Raw genomic sequence first — 17,902 nt, 5'->3', positions numbered from 1 at the left:
CGCAGTTCCACTCACGCCTTTCCACCACCCTGCCTACCAACAAGTTGCCAATGTCTCATCACCCCAAATCCTCCAGGTTCGATAAACAGAGACAGACAGAGATAGAAGCAAGGGATGCACACGCTCACACATGGGAGGGGCACCGCACCCGCAACCCAACCTTTGCAACAGCGCCTAAGCACGCTCCCAACACTCCACGCCCTGAAACATAAATCCCATTGTGCGCGGGGCAGTGGTAGCGAGGGAACCGAGAGGGAGAGAGCGACACGCCTCTGCATCGCGACACGCATGCCCAAGCCCTCACCCCACCATGCATGCGCGCATGACCGAGCATCGACCAGACCGCGCACCTGTCTCTAGACGCAACACCCCCCACCCTGCCGCACCCCCTAGGTTCCTGACAGGGGGCCGAAAGCATGCGGTGGCGCAGCAGCCCGAATCCCGACTATTTCTGGAAAATTGAAAAACCCGTTTCGCTTCGCACCGAAACATCGCGAAGCTACCCGAAAACGGCGAGTTTTGCCGTGGTAGCACAGCCAAAAGCGAAATGGCGCAATAGGGAATGACTCATACAGCCAGTCGTCTTGCGGGAGAAATCCTCGGCAGTGCGATCCCTCTCGCTGCTGCCTGCTCGAGGCCTTGAGGTTGAAGATTTGCGGCGTTTTGGAACGACCCGTGCGTCATACCGTTGCCCGTTACTCAAGGCGATGACCCGATGACCACACCCAACGATCTTTCCAATCAGGCGCTAGCGGTATTTGCGTTCGCAGCCTACCACCAGCTCAGCAGTGGCGATGTCGTGACGAGCGTCGTATCAAATGATCCGTCAGGCCACAGAGCCGACCCAGCGGCCATCGACGAGCTTGTCCAAAAGCAATTGGCCACAAAGACCGACAATCGGCTTCATTTGACCGACGGCGGACAACTCATGCTGTCCCAGATCATCGACCGTATTAAGGGAACATGGTGATGGCTTCACGGATACTCATCGTCGAGGATGAACCGGAGCTGGCCGACGCGTTGAAATCGGTTCTGATCGCACAGGGCCATGTTGTGATCGGTCCGGCGCCCGACTGTTCTTCCGCGCTTGAACTACTTTGGCGCGAGAGGCCCGACATCGCCTTCGTCGATACCCACCTCGGTTCCGACACTTGCGAAGCTGTTCTGGATGAGTGCGACCAACAAATGGTTCCGGTGATAGTGACCACGACGGAGCCCGTTGGCCTTCCGGAATTCTGCGGCACCCGCAAGAGCCTACACAAGCCGATCAACGATGTCGGGCTGCGAGCCGTCTCGCTGTAGGCCAGCCAATCTGGCGTGTTTTCATGAGAGTAGGGCGGTAGAGGGAAACCATGAAGGTTTTCGAGCCTGAGGCCGTAACGCTTATTGGCAGCTTGCCTGCTAACGGGCCCCTAACGCAGGGCGTGCCGCTACCTCGGTATCTAAGGTAGAGGGCTTGCGCCCATAGCAAGGCGTGCTCGGCCCGTTTCAGTTAATACCGGGCCGCCCTCCTTCTGCTCGAGCATCGCCAGAGACAATAGCTTGGCGAAATGCGCGGGATCAATCTCCGATGGCAGGTCGGCGAGTTCGAAGAAGGCAAGGGTCTTAAGCTCGGCAGGCGTCAGCTGATTGTCCGTCATCGCTTCGCTCCTCTGTTGTTTCGGCCTAATGGCTTCGATCAAAATAGGTTTCCGACAAGCTTAGAACAGCTCCTGTTGACTGTTTTGGCGGGGGATCTCCTGCTCTAAATCCCCACGCCGTCGCAGTTCAGTCTGGGCGCTGAAACGGGTGTCGATGTCTCTGTCTCGAGCCAGGTCCTCCAACGAGGAGGCGCTCAGCGCCGACCACGCCTTGCCCCGCTCCGGGCCCGAGCGCACCCGAGGCAGCAGACCCGGTTGCCGGCTCCAGGTGATCAGTTGTTCTGGGCCCACGACGTTCAGCATGTCGCGCAGATGATGTGCTGTCACATAGGCGTCTGGCAAAGCGCGATGCGCCGGCAAGCCTAGTTCATGCACCAAGCCCTCAGGTCTTCTCTGATATCGCAGCATCTGGTTGGAAAAGCCCTCCAGCTTCGGCCAGACCCGTTGTGCCCCTTTCCATGTGCAGATCCAGTCGGCACCACCGGCCAATCTCGGCGTGCAGAAGCGCTGCTCGAACGCTGCACGATGCGCCGCCAAGGCGATAACCCCGCCATCAGGCTGCAGTACCTCCGCCGCCATTTCCCTCCAGAACGGAGCGTCGGCAACCCATTCGTCGAGGATGTGGTGGATCGCCATTGTATCGGGCGAGATCGGCCGCCCTGGGTTCACGAACCGAGCGCCACGCTCTGGATCGAGTGCCCATCCGCCGCCATCGATGGAGACGACATCCTGCCAACCGATCTCGCAGACATCTGTACCGGCATCGCCAGCCGTTTCGAGATCGATCACACGGATTCTACGTACGGCCATCAAGACCTCCTGCAGGGTGTCTATCGGTCAACGCATTCAATGCCCGGAGGTGACGCTGCTTCCTCATTCAATTGGAAGCGCCATCTGGAACTGATCTGTCTGTTCGCCACGATCGAAGTTTGAAACCGTCACGCCCAGCAGCCTCACGGCCATCCTGGGTGGGAACGTCGCAGCCAGCAGCTCCTCGACCACGGCGCCGAGGACATGGCGATCCCGGACCGCTGCAGGCAGGCTACGTGTGCGGGTAATCTGTTCGAAATTGGCGAACTTGACCTTGAGGGTTACCGTTCGGCCGAAGAGTTGTCGACCCTCGCAGACCTGCCACACCTTATCCGCAAGCGGCGCTGTCATCGCACGGGCGTCTTCGATGGCGGTGATATCCTCCATGAAGGTGTCCTCTGCGCCGATCGACTTGCGCTCCCGATCGGGGTTGACCTGGCGCTCGTCGATGCCCCGGCTCAAGTCGAACCAATACTGGGCCGAGCGGCCGAACCGGGTTCGCATCTCCTCGATCGACAGTGCGGCCAAGTCGGCGCCGGTTTTGATGCCGAGGTCATGCATGCGGGCCGCAGTTGCTGGTCCAACGCCGTGGAACTTCTCGATCGACAGTCCAGCGACGAATGCCGCGCCTCGTCCGGGCGGGATGACGTAGAAGTTGTTCGGCTTACGGTGCCCGCTCGCCATCTTGGCCAGGAACTTGTTGTACGAGATGCCCGCACTTGAATTGAGGCCGGTCACCTCCTTGATACGAGCGCGGACGCTGTTGGCAACATCGGTGGCCAGCACGATGCTCTGCTTGTTCTCGGTCACGTCAAGATAGGCTTCGTCCAACGACAGCGGCTCGATCAGATCGGTGTGCTCTGCGAAGATCTCCCGGATCTGTGCCGATACCGCCTTGTAGACGTCGAAGCGCGGTTTGACGAAAACCAGATCAGGACACCGGCGTGCCGCAGTAACCGAGGGCATTGCAGAGCGGACGCCGAACGTTCGGGCCTCGTAACTGGCTGCAGCGACGACGCCGCGTTGGCCGCCACCGACCGCGACTGGTCTACCGCGAAGAGTGGGATCGTCTCGCTGCTCCACGGAAGCATAGAAGGCGTCCATGTCGACATGCACGATCTTCCGGATCCGATGAGTCACCTCGTCGTCGCCCAAATTATCCCCATCGGCACCATCGCCGTAGGCCATTGAATCCTTTGACATGCAGATCCTCGCGTCGATCACATTCGCACAGGCGGTCAGCGAGGCAATTGACTCTTCGCTCTTCGTGAGTGAACAAATGCGGAACATAATCCCATCCCGATCGCTTGGGAAGTCGATCGGAGCGTTTCGAACTGAATATGGCCCATCCTCCTGACAGTGCTTTAATTGCCGATCTCCGCGAGCGGATAGAGCTCCTCGAAGGGCGCTCGACATCGAAGCGCGAAGCTTTGCCGTTCGGTGTTGAAACGATCGATCGGCATCTCCCTGGCGGCGGACTGGCCATGGGCGCGTTGCACGAGGTCGCAGGCGGCGGCAATGGCGCAGTCGACGGTGCAGCGGCTGCGTTGTTCGCTGCGGGGGTCGTCGCGCGGACGAAGGGCAAGGTGCTCTGGTGCGTGACACGACAGGACCTGTTCGCCCCGGCCATCGCCCAAGTTGGGCTGTCGCCTGGCCGGGTGATCTATGTCGAGGCCGGCGACGAGAAGGCGGTGCTCGAAGCTTTCGAGGAAGGCATGCGCCACGGCGGACTGGGCGGCATCGTGGCCGAAGTCGCCAAGCTGTCGATGACCGCATCCCGGCGGCTGCAACTCGCGGCGGAGAGTTCTGGCGCGATCGGTATCGCTATCAGGCGATGGCGTCGGCACACGGAGGCCGCCGATTTCGGTCAGCCGACCGCAGCTGTCACCCGATGGAGGGTCAGCACCCTGCCATCCCGACGACTTCCGGTTCCGGGTGTGGGAAGGCCCCGATGGCTGGTGGAGTTGATGCGTTGCCGCGGCGCCGAAGCGGCGGATTTCGAAGTAGAGGCTTGTGATGCCAAGGGTCGTCTCAGTGTATTTTCCGACCTTCCCGACAGACCGGTACCGGCGCGTGCTTGGAAGCGAAGCGCCGCCGGCTGACCAGCCTTTGGTCATGGTCCCGCGTCGCGGTAACCGGCGGGAGATCATCGCACTCGACGCTGTTGCCACCTCGTTGGGGCTCCGCAAAGGCACCGCCATCAGCAAAGCGCAGTCCATGATCAAGGGCCTGCACGTCGCCGACTTCGATCCGATCGGGGACGAGAAGGCCCTTGATCGCTTGGCGCTGTGGGCACTGCAAAGGTTCTCGCCACTGGTCGCGGCCGATGCCCCCGACGGTATCGTCATCGACATCGCCGGCGCTGAACATCTGCACGGCGGCGAAGAGGCAGTGCTCCGGAAGATCCTCGAGCAATTGGAAGCCGCCTCACTGTCCGGCAAGGCGGCTCTTGCCGACAGTTGGGGTGCAGCCCACGCTCTGGCGCGTTTCCATCGCCATCCGGCCGTTTTGGTCGAGCCGGGAGAAGGTCGGGACATCGTAACGGCACTGCCGATGAATGCTCTGCGACTACCGGCTAAGACGATCGAAGGATTGCGGTCCTTGGGCTTTGAAACCATCGGTGACCTGGCCGCGACCCCGCGCGCCAACCTCACCATGCGCTTCGGCCCGGAGGTCGGCCGACATATCGATCAGGCCCTGGGAATTGTCGGCGAGCCCATTGAGCCCATCCGTCTGCCGGAAACCTGCGAGGTCGAACGCGTCTTCGGCGAACCGATCGGGGCGGCCGAGACGATCGCCAAATACATTGCCCAGCTCGTGGAGAGGTTGGTGGGCGACCTCGAGCTGAAAGGACTGGGCGCCAAGCGCGTCGATCTGATCGTGGTCCGCGTCGACAACACCATCGCTACGGTGCGCATCGGCATGGCCTTGCCCGTTCGCGACACCAAGCGCTTGACCCGAATGCTCTCCGACAAGATCGAGAAGATCGATCCGGGTTTCGGCATCGAACGCATGCGCCTCTGCGCGGTTCTGGCAGAGCCGCTCGATCACGAACAGATGCTATCGTCGCTGATCGACGACGGCGATCCCGACGTCTCCGCCCTCGTCGACCTCCTGTCCAACCGCATGGGGCAGAAGGCAATTTACAGGATGGCGCCGGTGGCCAGCGATGTGCCCGAGCGCTCGTTCCGGAAAGTGGCGCCCATGGCCGATGACGATGGCGCCGATTGGCCGAGCCGCTGGCCGCGCCCGACCAGACTGCTTGTCCATCCGGAGATGATCGAGACCATGGCATTGCTGCCGGATCATCCGCCGGTCTGGTTCACCTGGCGCGGCATCCGCCGGAAGGTGAAGGCAGCGGACGGGCCTGAACGGATCTTCGGCGAGTGGTGGAAACGGGACGAAGAGGTCGCCGCCGTCCGCGATTACTTCCGTGTCGAGGACGAGGCTGGCGAGCGATATTGGATCTATCGCGCCGGTGACGGGGTGGACCCGGGGACCGGAAGCCATCGCTGGTATCTGCATGGCGTCTTCGGATGAGATACGCCGAACTCCAGGTCACCAGCCATTTCAGTTTCCTGCGCGGCGCCAGCGCCGCGGAGGAACTGTTCGCCACGGCGGCTGAACTGGGCATCGAGGCATTGGCCGTCGCCGACCGCAATTCGGTCGCCGGCATTGTCCGCGCCCATGAGGCTGCGAAAACGACAGGCGTGCGCCTGATCGTCGGTTGCCGCCTCGATCTGGTCGATGGCACGTCCCTGCTGTTCTATCCAACGGATCGCGCAGCCTACGGTCGGCTGTGCCGCCTGCTGTCGCTCGGCAAGGGAAGAGCAGGGAAGGGCAAATGCGAGCTCCATTGGGACGATGTGGTGCTCTACAGCGATGGACAAGTCGCTGTTCTTGTCCCCGACATCGCCGACGACACCTGCGCCATGCAATTGCGTCGGCTGCGAGAGACATTTGGTGACCGAGGCTATTTAGCACTGACGCTGCTACGCCGGCCGAACGACCAGCTGCGGCTCCACGAGCTGTCGGAACTTGCCATCGAGATGGGCGTCGCCGCGGTCGTGACCAATGACGTCCTCTTCCATGAACCCGGCCGGCGCATTCTGCAGGATGTCGTCACCTGCATCAGGAACAGGACGACCATCGACGATGTCGGGTTCGACCGCGAGCGCCACGCCGATCGGTATCTCAAACCTCCAGCGGAGATGATGCGCCTGTTTCCCCGCCATCAGGATGCCGTGGCCCGCACGATCGAGGTGACGAACCGTTGTCGCTTCAGCCTGGACGAACTGAAGTACCAGTATCCCAAGGAGGTGACCGACCCGCGGTTGACCCCGCAGCAGGCCCTCGAGCAATTGACATGGGCCGGCGCCGATCGCCGATATCCGGAGGGCGTGCCCGATAAAGTCGTGGACACGCTCAAGCACGAACTCAACCTCATCGACCAGCTCGGCTACGCGCCGTATTTTCTGACGGTGAACGCCATTGTTGAGTTCGCCCGCAGCCAGGACATTCTGTGCCAGGGGCGAGGCTCGGCCGCCAACTCTGCCGTCTGCTACGTTCTGGGTATCACTAGCATCGATCCTGATCGAAACGATCTTTTGTTCGAGCGTTTCGTCTCCATGGAGCGGCGAGAGCCACCTGACATTGACGTCGACTTTGAGCACCAAAGACGGGAGATCGTCATCCAGTGGGTCTACGAGACCTACGGTCGAGATCGCTCCGCCCTGACCTCCGTCGTTATCCGCTATCGATCCAAGCGGGCCATTCGCGATGTCGGCAAGGCGCTTGGGCTGCCGGAGGATGTGACCAAACTCCTGTCCGGCCAGGTTTGGGGCTGGTCGCGGGAAGGCGTCAGCGCGAAGCAGGCTGCAGAACTCAACCTCAACCTCGACGATCGTCGGCTGGTTCTGGCTATCGAACTCGCCCAGCAGCTGATCGGCACACCGCGCCATTTCAGCCAGCACCCCGGCGGCTTCGTTCTCACCCATGACCGTCTCGACGAGATGGTACCAATTGAACCGGCGACTATGGATGATCGCCAGATCATCGAATGGGATAAGGACGACATCGACGCCCTCAAGTTCATGAAGGTGGACCTGCTGGCGCTCGGCATGATGAGCTGCATGAAGCGCAGCTTCGACATGCTTGCCGACTATAAGGACGTACATTTGGACATGGCGACGATCCCCGCCGAGGATCCGCGGACTTATGCAATGATCCGCAAGGCCGATACGCTCGGTGTATTCCAGATCGAAAGCCGCGCGCAGATGTCCATGCTGCCGCGCATCAAACCCCGCACCTTTTACGACCTGGTCATCGAGGTCGCCATCGTCCGGCCTGGGCCTATCCAAGGCGATATGGTCCATCCCTATCTCCGTCGCCGCGAAGGCCGGGAAGAGGTCAGCTATCCTAAGCCCGAGCTCGAGAAGGTCTTGGGCAAGACCCTGGGCGTTCCGCTCTTCCAGGAACAGGCCATGCGGGTGGCGATTGAGTGCGCCGGTTTCACCCCAGGCGAAGCCGATCAATTGCGTCGAGCCATGGCGACGTTCAAGTTCACCGGCGGCGTCAGCCATTTCCGAGACAAGTTGGTCGGGGGCATGGTCAGGAACGGCTACGAGCAGGACTATGCCGAGCGCACCTTCAAGCAGCTCGAAGGCTTCGGATCCTATGGTTTTCCGGAGAGCCATGCAGCCAGCTTTGCCCTGATCGCCTACGCCTCGTCCTGGATGAAGTGCCACCACCCCGAGATTTTTTGCGCAGCACTTTTGAACAGCCAACCCATGGGATTCTATGCGCCTGCGCAGATCGTCCGGGATGCCCAAGCACATGGTGTCGAGGTGCGGCCCGTTTGCGTCAATGCATCTCGTTGGTTCACCTCCCTCGAACCAAACGAGGATGGTTCCTTCGCCGTCCGTCTGGGGTTCAAAGTCATACGCGGCTTCCCGAACGCTGATGCTGCAGCATTGATCGGCGCGCGACCGAATACGGGCTACAAGTCGGTCGACGAGCTTTGGCACCGGGCGGGCGTGCCTGCGTCCTCGCTCGTCCTGCTGGCCAAAGGCGATGCGTTCCGGCCATCGTTGGGCGTCAAGCGCCGCCAAGCGCTCTGGGAGATAAAGGCACTGCGGGACGACCCGCTGCCGTTGTTCGCCGCAGCCGCCGAAGCAGAGAAGCGCTTCATCGCTGAGGTCGTAGAATCTAACGTCCTGCTACGGCCGATGCCGGCAGGTGCCGAGGTCGTCCAGGACTACGCCAGTGCCAGTCTGAGTTTGAAGGCCCATCCTGTTGCGTTTCTCCGCGAGGATCTATTGTCTCGAAGGGTGCTGAGCTGTGCCGAGGCAATGGCGACGCGGAACAACCATTGGATCACGACAGCAGGCCTGGTGCTGGTTCGGCAAATGCCAGGCAGCGCCAAAGGCGTCATGTTCATCACCATTGAGGACGAGACCGGCACCGCCAACCTGATCGTCTGGCCGAAAATTTTCGAACAGCATCGCCGCATCGTGCTGGGCGCTTCGATGATGAGTATCTACGGAAAGGTGCAGAGGGAGGGCGAAGTTGTGCACCTCATAGCGCGCACACTGACCGATATGACCTCGGAACTTTCAAGCGTCGGCGGCAGAGATGGGTCTTTCGTTCACCGCACTGGCCGCGGCGACGAGTTCGCCCATGGAGGGTCGGGCACGGATAGCCGGGCCAGGGAGCCCAAGGATTTTCGACAGCGAGATATCTATATTCCGGACCTTCACATTGACAGCATTCGGGTGCGAGGTCGGAACTTTCACTAACGCTGCTTTCGACCCCATTTCAGCCGTTTGCGAGCACTTCAAATTCTCTATTAAGCGGACGTAACGAAAGTCTAGAGTTTTGGAACTCACCGGCTTGTGAGCATCTCGCCGATCTGACGCTCGATCAGTCGATGCGAATAAGGCTTCATGAAGAAGACGCTGCCGCTGGGAATATCGGTGATTTCCACCATCCGCCGCCCGGATGTTATGATGATGCGGATCGGGGGCCAGCGATCCGCCACTGCTGCAGCCAGCTTCAGTCCATCCATGCTTCCAGGCATGTCGATGTCGGTGAATATGACGCGGACATCGTCTTCCCGTTCGAGCACTTCGATTGCCTCGTCAGCGTCGTTGGCCTCCAGCACGTGATAGCCTACGTCTTCCAAATGATCGGCCAGCGCCATCCGTACCAGGACTTCATCTTCCACGATCAGCACTGTCACGCGAGTAGCCATGGGTCATCCGAATTTAGGGTGGCCAGCCGACGCGTTCTGACAAACATGAAATGCGCGGGAAGGGTTTCGGTGCCAAATCGTGGATCACAATTTCAGCGTGATCTGCCGCACGGCCTTATACGTTTAGTTATTTGCAAAGCCCCAAAGGGAGGTTCAATATCACCGCATACGTCAGGTGCTTCCTGCTAAACAAAAATAACAGGAGGGTGACCGTGGCCGACAATGTCGAGAATCGTCGGATTGACGTCGAGATCCATCGTGAGGGTCGCGGAGGAACCGACCCGTTTGCGGCTGCCGTACGGGCCACCCGCATGCCGATGCTGATCACCGATCCGACCCTTCCGGACAATCCCATTGTCTTCGTCAATGACGCGTTTGCTAGGCTCACCGGCTATACTCGCCAAGAGACGCTCAACCGCAATTGTCGCTTTTTACAGGGTCCGGGTACCAACCAGGACGATGTTAAGCGCATGCGCGAGGCCATCAACCGGCGTGTGCCGATCGAACTCGACCTGCTGAACTACCGGAAGGACGGCACCACGTTCTGGAACCGGCTGCTCATGTCGCCCGTGTTCAACGACGGTGAGTTGTCGTTTTTCTTCGCGTCCCAGTTCGACATTACCCCTGAGAGAGAACGCCTTGGCCGTGTGGCGCAGGACCGCGATGCCCTTGAGGCCGAAGTGTCACGCCGGGTCAGTGACCTGACCGCGTCGGAGGACCGACTGAAGTTTACATTAAGTGCCGGACGTCTCGGCGCATGGACGCTGGACCTGATCGAACAGCGGCTGGTTGCTTCCGGGCTTTGCAAAATCAACTTTGGTCGGCAGCCCTCTGATACTTTCACCTATCGCGACCTGCAGGCATCGATCCTGCTTGAAGACATGGAGCATTGGCGCCAGGCGGTTGGTGCAGCCGTTGCAGGCAATGGTGATCTCGATGTTGCCTACCGCATCACTACGCCATCGGGAGAATTGAGGTGGATCGAGGTCCGCGCCCAGACCCGCTTCGATGCCGATGGCAAGCCGATCTCGATGGCCGGCGTGTCCCAAGACATCACCGATCGCAAGCTTGCGGAAAGCCACCGCGACCTCCTGACCAAGGAGATGAGCCATCGTGTCAAGAACACACTCGCAACGGTACAGTCGATCGTGGGTCAGTCGCTCCGCGGAGCCGATGTTCCTCCAGAGGTGGCGGCGGTCATCGCGCAGCGTCTACAGGCTCTTGCCGGAGCCCATGACGTTCTGACGAATACGGGATGGGAAGAGGCCAGGCTGGCCGACATCGTAAAGACCGCAACGGCGCCATTCGACAGCGGCCCGACTGAGCGTATTCATATCGGCGGCGATGAAGTGACCGTCTCGTCGGCGGCCTCAACCGCTATCGCCTTGGCCGTGCACGAGTTGGCCACCAATGCTGTCAAGTACGGTGCCCTGTCGAACGACACAGGCGTGGTTACGGTAAACTGGCACATCGAGAACGGACTGCTCGATTTCAAATGGACGGAATCCGGAGGACCGGTGGTGGGCCAGCCAACCCGCACGGGCTTCGGGTCGCGCATGATCGAGCGGGCGCTGGCAGCGAGCATACAAGGCAAAGCCGAAATCGACTATCGGTCAAATGGCGTGGTCTTCAGGATCACCACTGCGGTTAGCAACCTTTCGGATACGTCGTCGGGCGGGCCGGAGTTATAATCCGCTGAGGCGTCCAGCCGCAGGAACGCTTCCCTCGCCGCATCGTTGACCTTCCACACACCAACACAGGAGACCGATCATGGATTGGAACCGCGTAGAAGGTAGCTGGAAGCAGATGTCCGGCAAGGTCAAAGAACAGTGGGGCAAACTCACGGACGATGACATCACTCAGATCAACGGTAACCGCGAGCAGCTCGAAGGCAAGCTTCAGGAGCGCTACGGCAAGGCCAAGGATGACGTCAAAAAGGACGTCGACGACTGGTACGGTCGTCAAACCTGGTAATGCAAAGGGCCCCTCGGGGCCCTTCTTTTTGGGCGCCGATAATTCGGTAGATCACAACCATAGTTCAAAGCTTGCCTCTCTAAATTGTGGACTGGATCTCTGGGTTCGTGCGATGAACCTTTCACGGCGCCGGGGCTTCTAGTGCTTTCTACCCACGAGGTCCCGAATGTCTGACTCGCCCAATCGGCCAATATTTCTTCCGGCTGGGGGAGAACTCGCGGACATGATCGCTGCATTCGACTGGCAGGCAACGCCGCTTGGGTCCCTGGACGCTTGGCCCGTAGCGCTACAGACCAGCATCGCCATGATATTGCGATCACCGGTACCCATCGTGACACTGTGGGGCGAAGCCGGCGTCATGATCTACAACGACGCCTATTCCATCTTCGCTGGTCGCCGACATCCAGAATTGCTGGGTTCCAATGTCCGTGAGGGCTGGCCCGAGGTTGCCGACTTCAACGACAACGTCATGCAGGTCGGCCTTGCAGGGGGCACGCTGTCCTACCGAGACGAGGAACTAACGCTGCACCGTTCGGGGAAACCCGAGCAGGTTTGGATGAACCTCGACTATTCCCCAGTCGTGGATGAGCTGGGCAACACCATCGGCGTCATCTGCCTCCTTCTCGAAACCAGCGACCGCGTAAAGTCAGATCGGGCCCTGCAGGCGTTGAATAAGGACCTCGAGCGCCAGGTTCTGGAGCGCTCCCATGAGCGCGGCACAACCTGGAACGTCAATCCGGACCTGTTGGCCGTAGTGGACCTGGACGGACGCTTCCTGACCACGAACCCGTCCTGGACGAAATCGCTGGGTTACTCGCAAGAGGAGATGCGCGGCTACCTCTACACCGACCTGCTGCATCCCGACGACGTAGTCGGCGCGCAGGGCGCGCTGGCCCGCCTTGTCGAAGGCCAGGCAATCATCGGCGCAGAGAACCGTTACCGTGCGTCTGATGGTAGGTACCGGTGGTTCTCATGGGTCTGCGTGCCCGAGGGCGACAAAATCTACTGCATCGTCCGCGACATCACCGATGAAAAAGCTGCCCGCGCGGAGCGGGATCAGCTATGGCGACTGTCAGAGGACATGTTGGCCAGGGCGGACTACGCCGGCGACATGTCGGCGGTCAATCCGGCATGGACTACGGTACTGGGGTGGACAGAACACGAGCTGCTCACCAACCCCTATGGCGACATCATCCATCCGGAAGACCTCCCGGCGACAGCTGCCGCTTTGGCGGAGATGGGGCGGACTAGTCAGCCGACCCGCTTCGAGAATAGGATCCTTACGAAGGACGGCATCTGGCGCCCCATCGGATGGACGGTATCGCCGGAAGCGGACGGAGCGAATTTCATCGCTGTCGGACGTGACCTGTCCGAGTACAAGGCGCGCGAGGCCGAGCTGGAACAAGCGCACGGTTTGCTTCGTCAGTCCCAGAAAATGGAAGCGGTCGGTCAACTCACCGGCGGGCTCGCTCATGACTTCAACAACATCCTGGCCGGTATTGGTGGTAGCTTGGAGATGATGTCGACTCGATTGGCGCAGGGCCGCATCTCCGACCTTGACCGCTACATCGTCGGCGCATCGGGCGCCGCCAAGAGAGCAGCGGGTCTGACCCAGAGGCTTCTGGCCTTTTCGCGGCGACAGACCCTCGATCCGAAGTCCACCAATGTCAATGCGCTGGTCAACGGCATGCTGGACTTAATCACTCGGACCGTGGGACCCGCGATCAACGTCGAAACCGCTGGAGCAGCGGGTCTGTGGAGCACCTTCGTTGATGCCGGCCAATTGGAGAACGCGCTGCTGAACCTGTGCATCAATGCCCGTGACGCAATGCCCGATGGGGGCAAGCTGACGATTGAGACCGGAAACCGCTGGATGGACGAGCGGTCGGCGACGGAACGCGGAATTGAGCCCGGCCAGTATATCTCCCTGTGCGTGAGCGACACCGGCACAGGCATGACCGCAGAAACCATAGCCCGCGCCTTCGATCCCTTTTTCACGACCAAGCCGATCGGACAAGGTACGGGATTGGGCCTTTCCATGGTCTACGGTTTTGCCGGGCAGTCTGGTGGGGCGGTCCGGATTTATTCTGAGGTCGGCCAAGGGACCATGGTGTGCATCTATCTCCCCCGGCTGGCGCAAGGCGATGGTGGCGATGTTGACGCGGGGACGATGGTGGGAAGCGCAGAGCTCCCGCGCTCACCGGGTGGGGAGACGGTCATGGTCGTCGATGACGAACCCTTGGTCCGAATGGTTGCCACCGAACAACTCGAAGAGATGGGCTACAACGTCATTGAGAGCGCGGATGGCCCCTCGGCGCTGAAGATCCTAAACTCAGGGATCTCGATCGATTTGCTGATTACGGACGTCGGGCTACCGAACGGGATGAACGGGCGTCAGTTGGCAGACGCCGCGCGTGTGTCCCGCCCAGGTTTGGAAGTACTCTTCATCACTGGCTATGCGGAAAACGCAGTCCTCAATCACGGTCATCTTGATGTGGGAATGCACGTGATGACCAAGCCGTTTCAGATGGACTCGTTCGCTCGACGCGTGAGGGAGCTTATCGAAAAGAGCTGATAGTGCTCGGGCGAGCGACGTCCTTCAATCGCGTACGGCAACCGACCCCATTCTTGCCGTCAATGAGCCTGCTTGCTGACCCCGAAAGCAGCCATTGAAGTAAGATTGCTACGCAGTTCGTGCTGCAAACGCCTGGAGAGGTCCGAGGGCCTTCAGAAGTTCTAGTCCCAAGGGGCTCAAGCTGTATTCCACGCGAGGAGGAATTACGGGGAAGTGGTCGCGTCGAACCAGTTCCCTCTCCAGCATCTGCTGCAACACATCGGTGAGGCTTTTCGCCGTCACCCCGTTCAACTCCCGGCGCAAGGTGCTGAAGCGAACGGTTCTGTCTCCCAGCGTCAGGATGACTTCCACGGCCCATTTCTTGGCAAGGATGGAAGTGGGGCTTGGCTCTCCGCCAAGCTCAGTTCGAACATTCATATGGTGTCTCCACTAACGGCTCGAGGGAATGCCGCTGCCAACGGCGGGCATCCGAGTTCCAGTTCTTGGGCGATCGAATCCCTGGCGGTTCAAGCCGCAGAAGTCGATTTTTGAGAATGAGGCGGTGAGGCTTGCCTCACCGCCGTTGAGATCGAAGTGCCTACTGACCCAGTGCCGGAACCAAGTCGGTGCCGGCCGGCTTGGCAGCCTTCCGGTGATCCTTGGCCAGGAGCACGTAGAAGGTGGGCAGCATGAACAGGGTGAACAGCGTGCCCACCAGCATGCCCATGACCACGACGATACCGATGGCGAAGCGGCTGGCCGAGCCGGCCCCGCTGGCCATGACCAGCGGGATAAGACCGGTGACCATGGCCGCCGTTGTCATCAGGATCGGACGCATGCGGACCGCGGACGCCTCGATGATGGCCGAGCGCTTGTCGTAGCCCTTGCTCACCTGGATCTCGTTGGCGAAGGCGACCATAAGGATACCGTGCTTGGAGATCAAACCGATCAACGTCACCAGACCGATCTGAGTATAGATGTTGATCGTCGTGAACCCTAGGAACAACGGCACAAGCGCTCCGCTAAGAGCCAAGGGAACCGTCAGCAGAATGACGAACGGGTCACGGAAGCTCTCATACTGAGCTGCGAGGACCAGGAAGATAACGACCAAGGCCAAGCCGAACGCCACCGTCAGCTGATTGCCTTCGGTCACGAACTGCCGGCTGTCGGCCAACCAGTCGATGCTCATGCCCGGGGACAGTGGCTGCGACTGCATGTATTCGACAGCTTCACCCATCGTGGCGCCAGGCAGAAGCACGCCCGACAAGGTCGCTGCGTTCATCTGGTTGAACTGCCCGAGCCGGTTGGCCTGCACCGTCGCCGTGCTGGTCACGATGGTGGACAACGGCACGGTCGTCCCGGACGCCGTGCGGACGTGGTAAGAACCCACGTCCTCGGGCGTGACGCGGTCCTTGGCGGCAACCTGCGGGATCACGTCATAGGACCGGTCGTAATAGTTGAACCGGTTGACGTAGTTCCCGCCGACGAGCGTGGCCAGGGTATCGGCGATGGTCTGCATGCTGACTCCCAGTTCACCCGCCTTGGCGGTGTCGATCGAGATATTGGAGGACGGGCTGTCGAACGACAGGTCCGTCTCGACCCAGGCGAAAAGACCGCTACCCCAAGCTGCCCACTTCAGGGCTTCCATCTGTTCGTGGATAGACGCGTAATCGGCGGTCGAACGCAGGACGAGCTGGAACGGCAGGCCACCGCTGGCCGCCGGCAATGCCGATGGCTGGAATGCGGTGATGGACGTGCTCAAAATGCCGGCAGACTTTCCGAAGAGTTGGCCCTGAACGTCGTCTGCGCTGCGCTCGCGGACATACCAGTCCTTGAGGACAACGCCGCCGAACGAATTGTTCTGACCGTCGATGCCATCCACGAAGAAGCTGGACTCGGAATCGGGCAGACGAGCGAAAATCTCGTCCATCTGCCGGGTGGCGTTAGAGGTGTACTCAAGGCTCGCATACTGGGGTGCCCTGGCCGTGGTGAACACGACGCCCTGGTCTTCCGGCGGCGCCATTTCGCTCTGGCTCTGCGTGAAGAACATGACCGTGGCGCCGCAGACGATCACGGCGCTGGCGAGCACGGCCCACCGATGGTTGAGCGTGCCGTCGAGCAGGCCGGCGTAGCCACGGGACATCTTCTCGAAGAAATGCTCGACTGCTAGGGACAAGCGCCCCTCGGTGACCTTCTTGTTGATCAAGAGTGCCGTCATCATCGGCGACAATGTAAGTGCGACCACGCCCGATACCACGACCGATCCGGCCAGCGTGAAGGCGAATTCGCGGAACAGACCACCGGTCAGACCACCCATCATACCGATAGGAGCGTAAACCGCTGCCAGGGTGACGGTCATGGCGATGACCGGCCCCACGATTTCGCGTGCACCCAAAATGGCTGCTTCCACCGGCGTCTTACCTTCGACGATATGTCGATGGATGTTTTCGACCACCACGATGGCGTCGTCCACGACGAGGCCGATGGCAAGAACCATGGCCAACAGGGTCAACAGGTTTATCGAGAAGCCGAAGGCAAGCATGAGCGCCGCCGTGCCGACGAGCGACAGCGGGATGGTGACGACCGGAATGATCACGGCCCGCATCGAGCCCAGGAATAGGAAGATCACGACCACGACGATGATGACCGCTTCGATAAGGGTATGCTCGACCTGGGAAATCGATGCATGCACGAAGTGTGCGATATCGAACGCGTTGGCGATCTCGAGACCCGGAGGCGCCGTTGCCTGGATGTCATCGATGATCTTGTCGGACGCTGCCACGATGTCGAGCGGATTGCCTTCAGGCGTCGGATACACTTCTACGATCACCGACTGCTCGCCATTGTAGCGGGCACCAGTGTCATAGCTCTGTCCACCGATCTCGAGGGTGGCGACGTCGGCAAGGCGAACCAGGCCACCGGCGCCACTCTTGATGATCATCTGACGGAAGTCGTCGAGATTGGTCAAATCGGTCGAAGCCGTGATGTTGGTCACGGTCTGCCCGGAACGAAGCACGCCTGGAGCAGCCTGCACATTGTTGGCTCGAAGAGCCTGAACCACGTCGCCAGCGGTAAGGTCGCGAGCCGACAGGGCATCAGGATCGATCCAGATGCGAAGGGCGAGCTGCTGGGCGCCCGAAAGCGGCGCGGAGGCCACGCCGTTGATCGAGGTGAACAGCGGCTGGGCCACACGGGTGATGTAGTCGGTGATCTGCGGCACCGTCATCGTCTCACTGGTGAAGGCGATGTACTGAACGGCAGATGCCCCATCGGTCATCTTCGTGATGACAGGATCCGAAACGCCTTGGGGCAGCAGGTACTTAATCTGCTGAACCTTGGCCAGGATCTCGGTCATGGCGCGATCAGCATCGGCATTGAGGACCAGCTTGGCCTTGATGCTGCTCATGCCGGTGGTCGAGCTGGACTGCAGGTACTCGATACCGCTGGCCGTGGCGATGGCCTGCGAGATCTGGCTGGTGACGAACCCCTGCATGACTTCCTGCGTGGCGCCCGGGAAGGCGGTGTTGACGGTGATCGTCGCACTTTCGAGGTTGGGATACTGGCGGATAGGCAGCGAGAACAAGCTGATGCCACCGACTAGCAAGATCATGAGACTAACCACCACCGACAGGATGGGTCGGCGGATGAAAAGATCAGTAAAAGACATTGTCT

General features: G+C 60.5%; 14 protein-coding genes. 8 read left to right on the top strand and 6 right to left on the bottom strand.

The genetic code is table 11. The features are described from left to right. Positions 1-715: 715 nt before the first annotated feature. Complete coding sequence (locus P0Y65_00320; GenBank protein ID WEK04739.1) at positions 716-970, top strand: hypothetical protein; 255 nt, start codon at positions 716-718, stop codon at positions 968-970. Further along, positions 970-1,302: a response regulator gene (locus P0Y65_00315; protein WEK04738.1), complete on the top strand. Its 333-nt coding sequence runs from the start codon at positions 970-972 to the stop codon at positions 1,300-1,302. The genes P0Y65_00320 and P0Y65_00315 overlap by 1 nt, the downstream gene beginning before the upstream one ends. Positions 1,303-1,442: 140 nt before the next feature. On the opposite strand, the gene P0Y65_00310 is transcribed toward P0Y65_00315, so the two are convergent. From P0Y65_00310 to dinB, 3 genes are all read right to left on the bottom strand, one after another. Beyond that, a complete protein-coding gene (locus tag P0Y65_00310) occupies positions 1,443-1,640 on the bottom strand; it encodes a hypothetical protein (GenBank protein WEK04737.1) in 198 nt (65 codons plus the stop codon). Between the two features lie 60 nt (positions 1,641-1,700). After that, entirely contained in the window at positions 1,701-2,450 is a 750-nt protein-coding gene (locus P0Y65_00305) for a DNA polymerase III subunit epsilon (GenBank protein ID WEK04736.1), read from the bottom strand. Positions 2,451-2,513: 63 nt separating this feature from the next. Then, the gene (gene dinB, locus P0Y65_00300; protein WEK06688.1) at positions 2,514-3,638 is read right to left on the bottom strand and encodes a DNA polymerase IV; all 1,125 of its coding nucleotides are present in this window, start codon (positions 3,636-3,638) and stop codon (positions 2,514-2,516) included. Positions 3,639-3,790: 152 nt separating this feature from the next. On the opposite strand from dinB, the gene P0Y65_00295 reads away from it, so the two are divergent. The 3 genes from P0Y65_00295 to P0Y65_00285 are packed head-to-tail and all read left to right on the top strand — an operon-like array spanning position 3,791 to position 9,247. Then, positions 3,791-4,552: an ImuA family protein gene (locus tag P0Y65_00295; protein ID WEK04735.1), complete on the top strand. Its 762-nt coding sequence runs from the start codon at positions 3,791-3,793 to the stop codon at positions 4,550-4,552. Then, positions 4,467-5,990 carry a DNA polymerase Y family protein gene (locus P0Y65_00290; GenBank protein WEK04734.1) on the top strand — a complete coding sequence of 508 codons (1,524 nt, stop codon included), beginning with the start codon at positions 4,467-4,469 and terminating at the stop codon, positions 5,988-5,990. Before P0Y65_00295 ends, P0Y65_00290 begins: the two co-directional genes overlap by 86 nt. Continuing rightward, positions 5,987-9,247: an error-prone DNA polymerase gene (locus P0Y65_00285; protein WEK04733.1), complete on the top strand. Its 3,261-nt coding sequence runs from the start codon at positions 5,987-5,989 to the stop codon at positions 9,245-9,247. The genes P0Y65_00290 and P0Y65_00285 overlap by 4 nt, the downstream gene beginning before the upstream one ends. Positions 9,248-9,333: 86 nt before the next feature. Here the strand turns inward: P0Y65_00285 and P0Y65_00280 are convergent, their stop codons facing one another. Continuing rightward, on the bottom strand, positions 9,334-9,702 hold the full coding sequence (locus P0Y65_00280) for a response regulator (GenBank protein WEK04732.1): 369 nt from the start codon (positions 9,700-9,702) through the stop codon (positions 9,334-9,336). Between the two features lie 212 nt (positions 9,703-9,914). Between P0Y65_00280 and P0Y65_00275 the strand changes: the two genes are divergently transcribed. From P0Y65_00275 to P0Y65_00265, 3 genes are all read left to right on the top strand, one after another. Next, positions 9,915-11,393, top strand: a complete 1,479-nt coding sequence (locus tag P0Y65_00275) for a PAS domain-containing protein (GenBank protein ID WEK04731.1) — start codon at positions 9,915-9,917, stop codon at positions 11,391-11,393. A 79-nt stretch (positions 11,394-11,472) separates the two neighbouring features. Then, positions 11,473-11,676 carry a CsbD family protein gene (locus tag P0Y65_00270; GenBank protein WEK04730.1) on the top strand — a complete coding sequence of 68 codons (204 nt, stop codon included), beginning with the start codon at positions 11,473-11,475 and terminating at the stop codon, positions 11,674-11,676. 223 nt (positions 11,677-11,899) lie between these two features. Further along, a complete protein-coding gene (locus P0Y65_00265) occupies positions 11,900-14,251 on the top strand; it encodes a PAS domain S-box protein (protein ID WEK04729.1) in 2,352 nt (783 codons plus the stop codon). Positions 14,252-14,359: 108 nt separating this feature from the next. On the opposite strand, the gene P0Y65_00260 is transcribed toward P0Y65_00265, so the two are convergent. Both P0Y65_00260 and P0Y65_00255 read right to left on the bottom strand, forming a co-directional pair. Further along, the gene (locus tag P0Y65_00260; GenBank protein ID WEK04728.1) at positions 14,360-14,668 is read right to left on the bottom strand and encodes a helix-turn-helix domain-containing protein; all 309 of its coding nucleotides are present in this window, start codon (positions 14,666-14,668) and stop codon (positions 14,360-14,362) included. Between the two features lie 160 nt (positions 14,669-14,828). Beyond that, a complete protein-coding gene (locus P0Y65_00255; protein ID WEK04727.1) occupies positions 14,829-17,897 on the bottom strand; it encodes an efflux RND transporter permease subunit in 3,069 nt (1,022 codons plus the stop codon). Positions 17,898-17,902: the final 5 nt, after the last annotated feature.

The sequence above is a fragment of the Candidatus Devosia phytovorans genome, assembly GCA_029202405.1.
Taxonomy (GTDB): Bacteria; Pseudomonadota; Alphaproteobacteria; order Rhizobiales; family Devosiaceae; genus Devosia; species Devosia phytovorans.
Note: the sequence above shows the minus strand (reverse complement) of the source record. Positions and strands in the feature narration are given on the sequence as shown.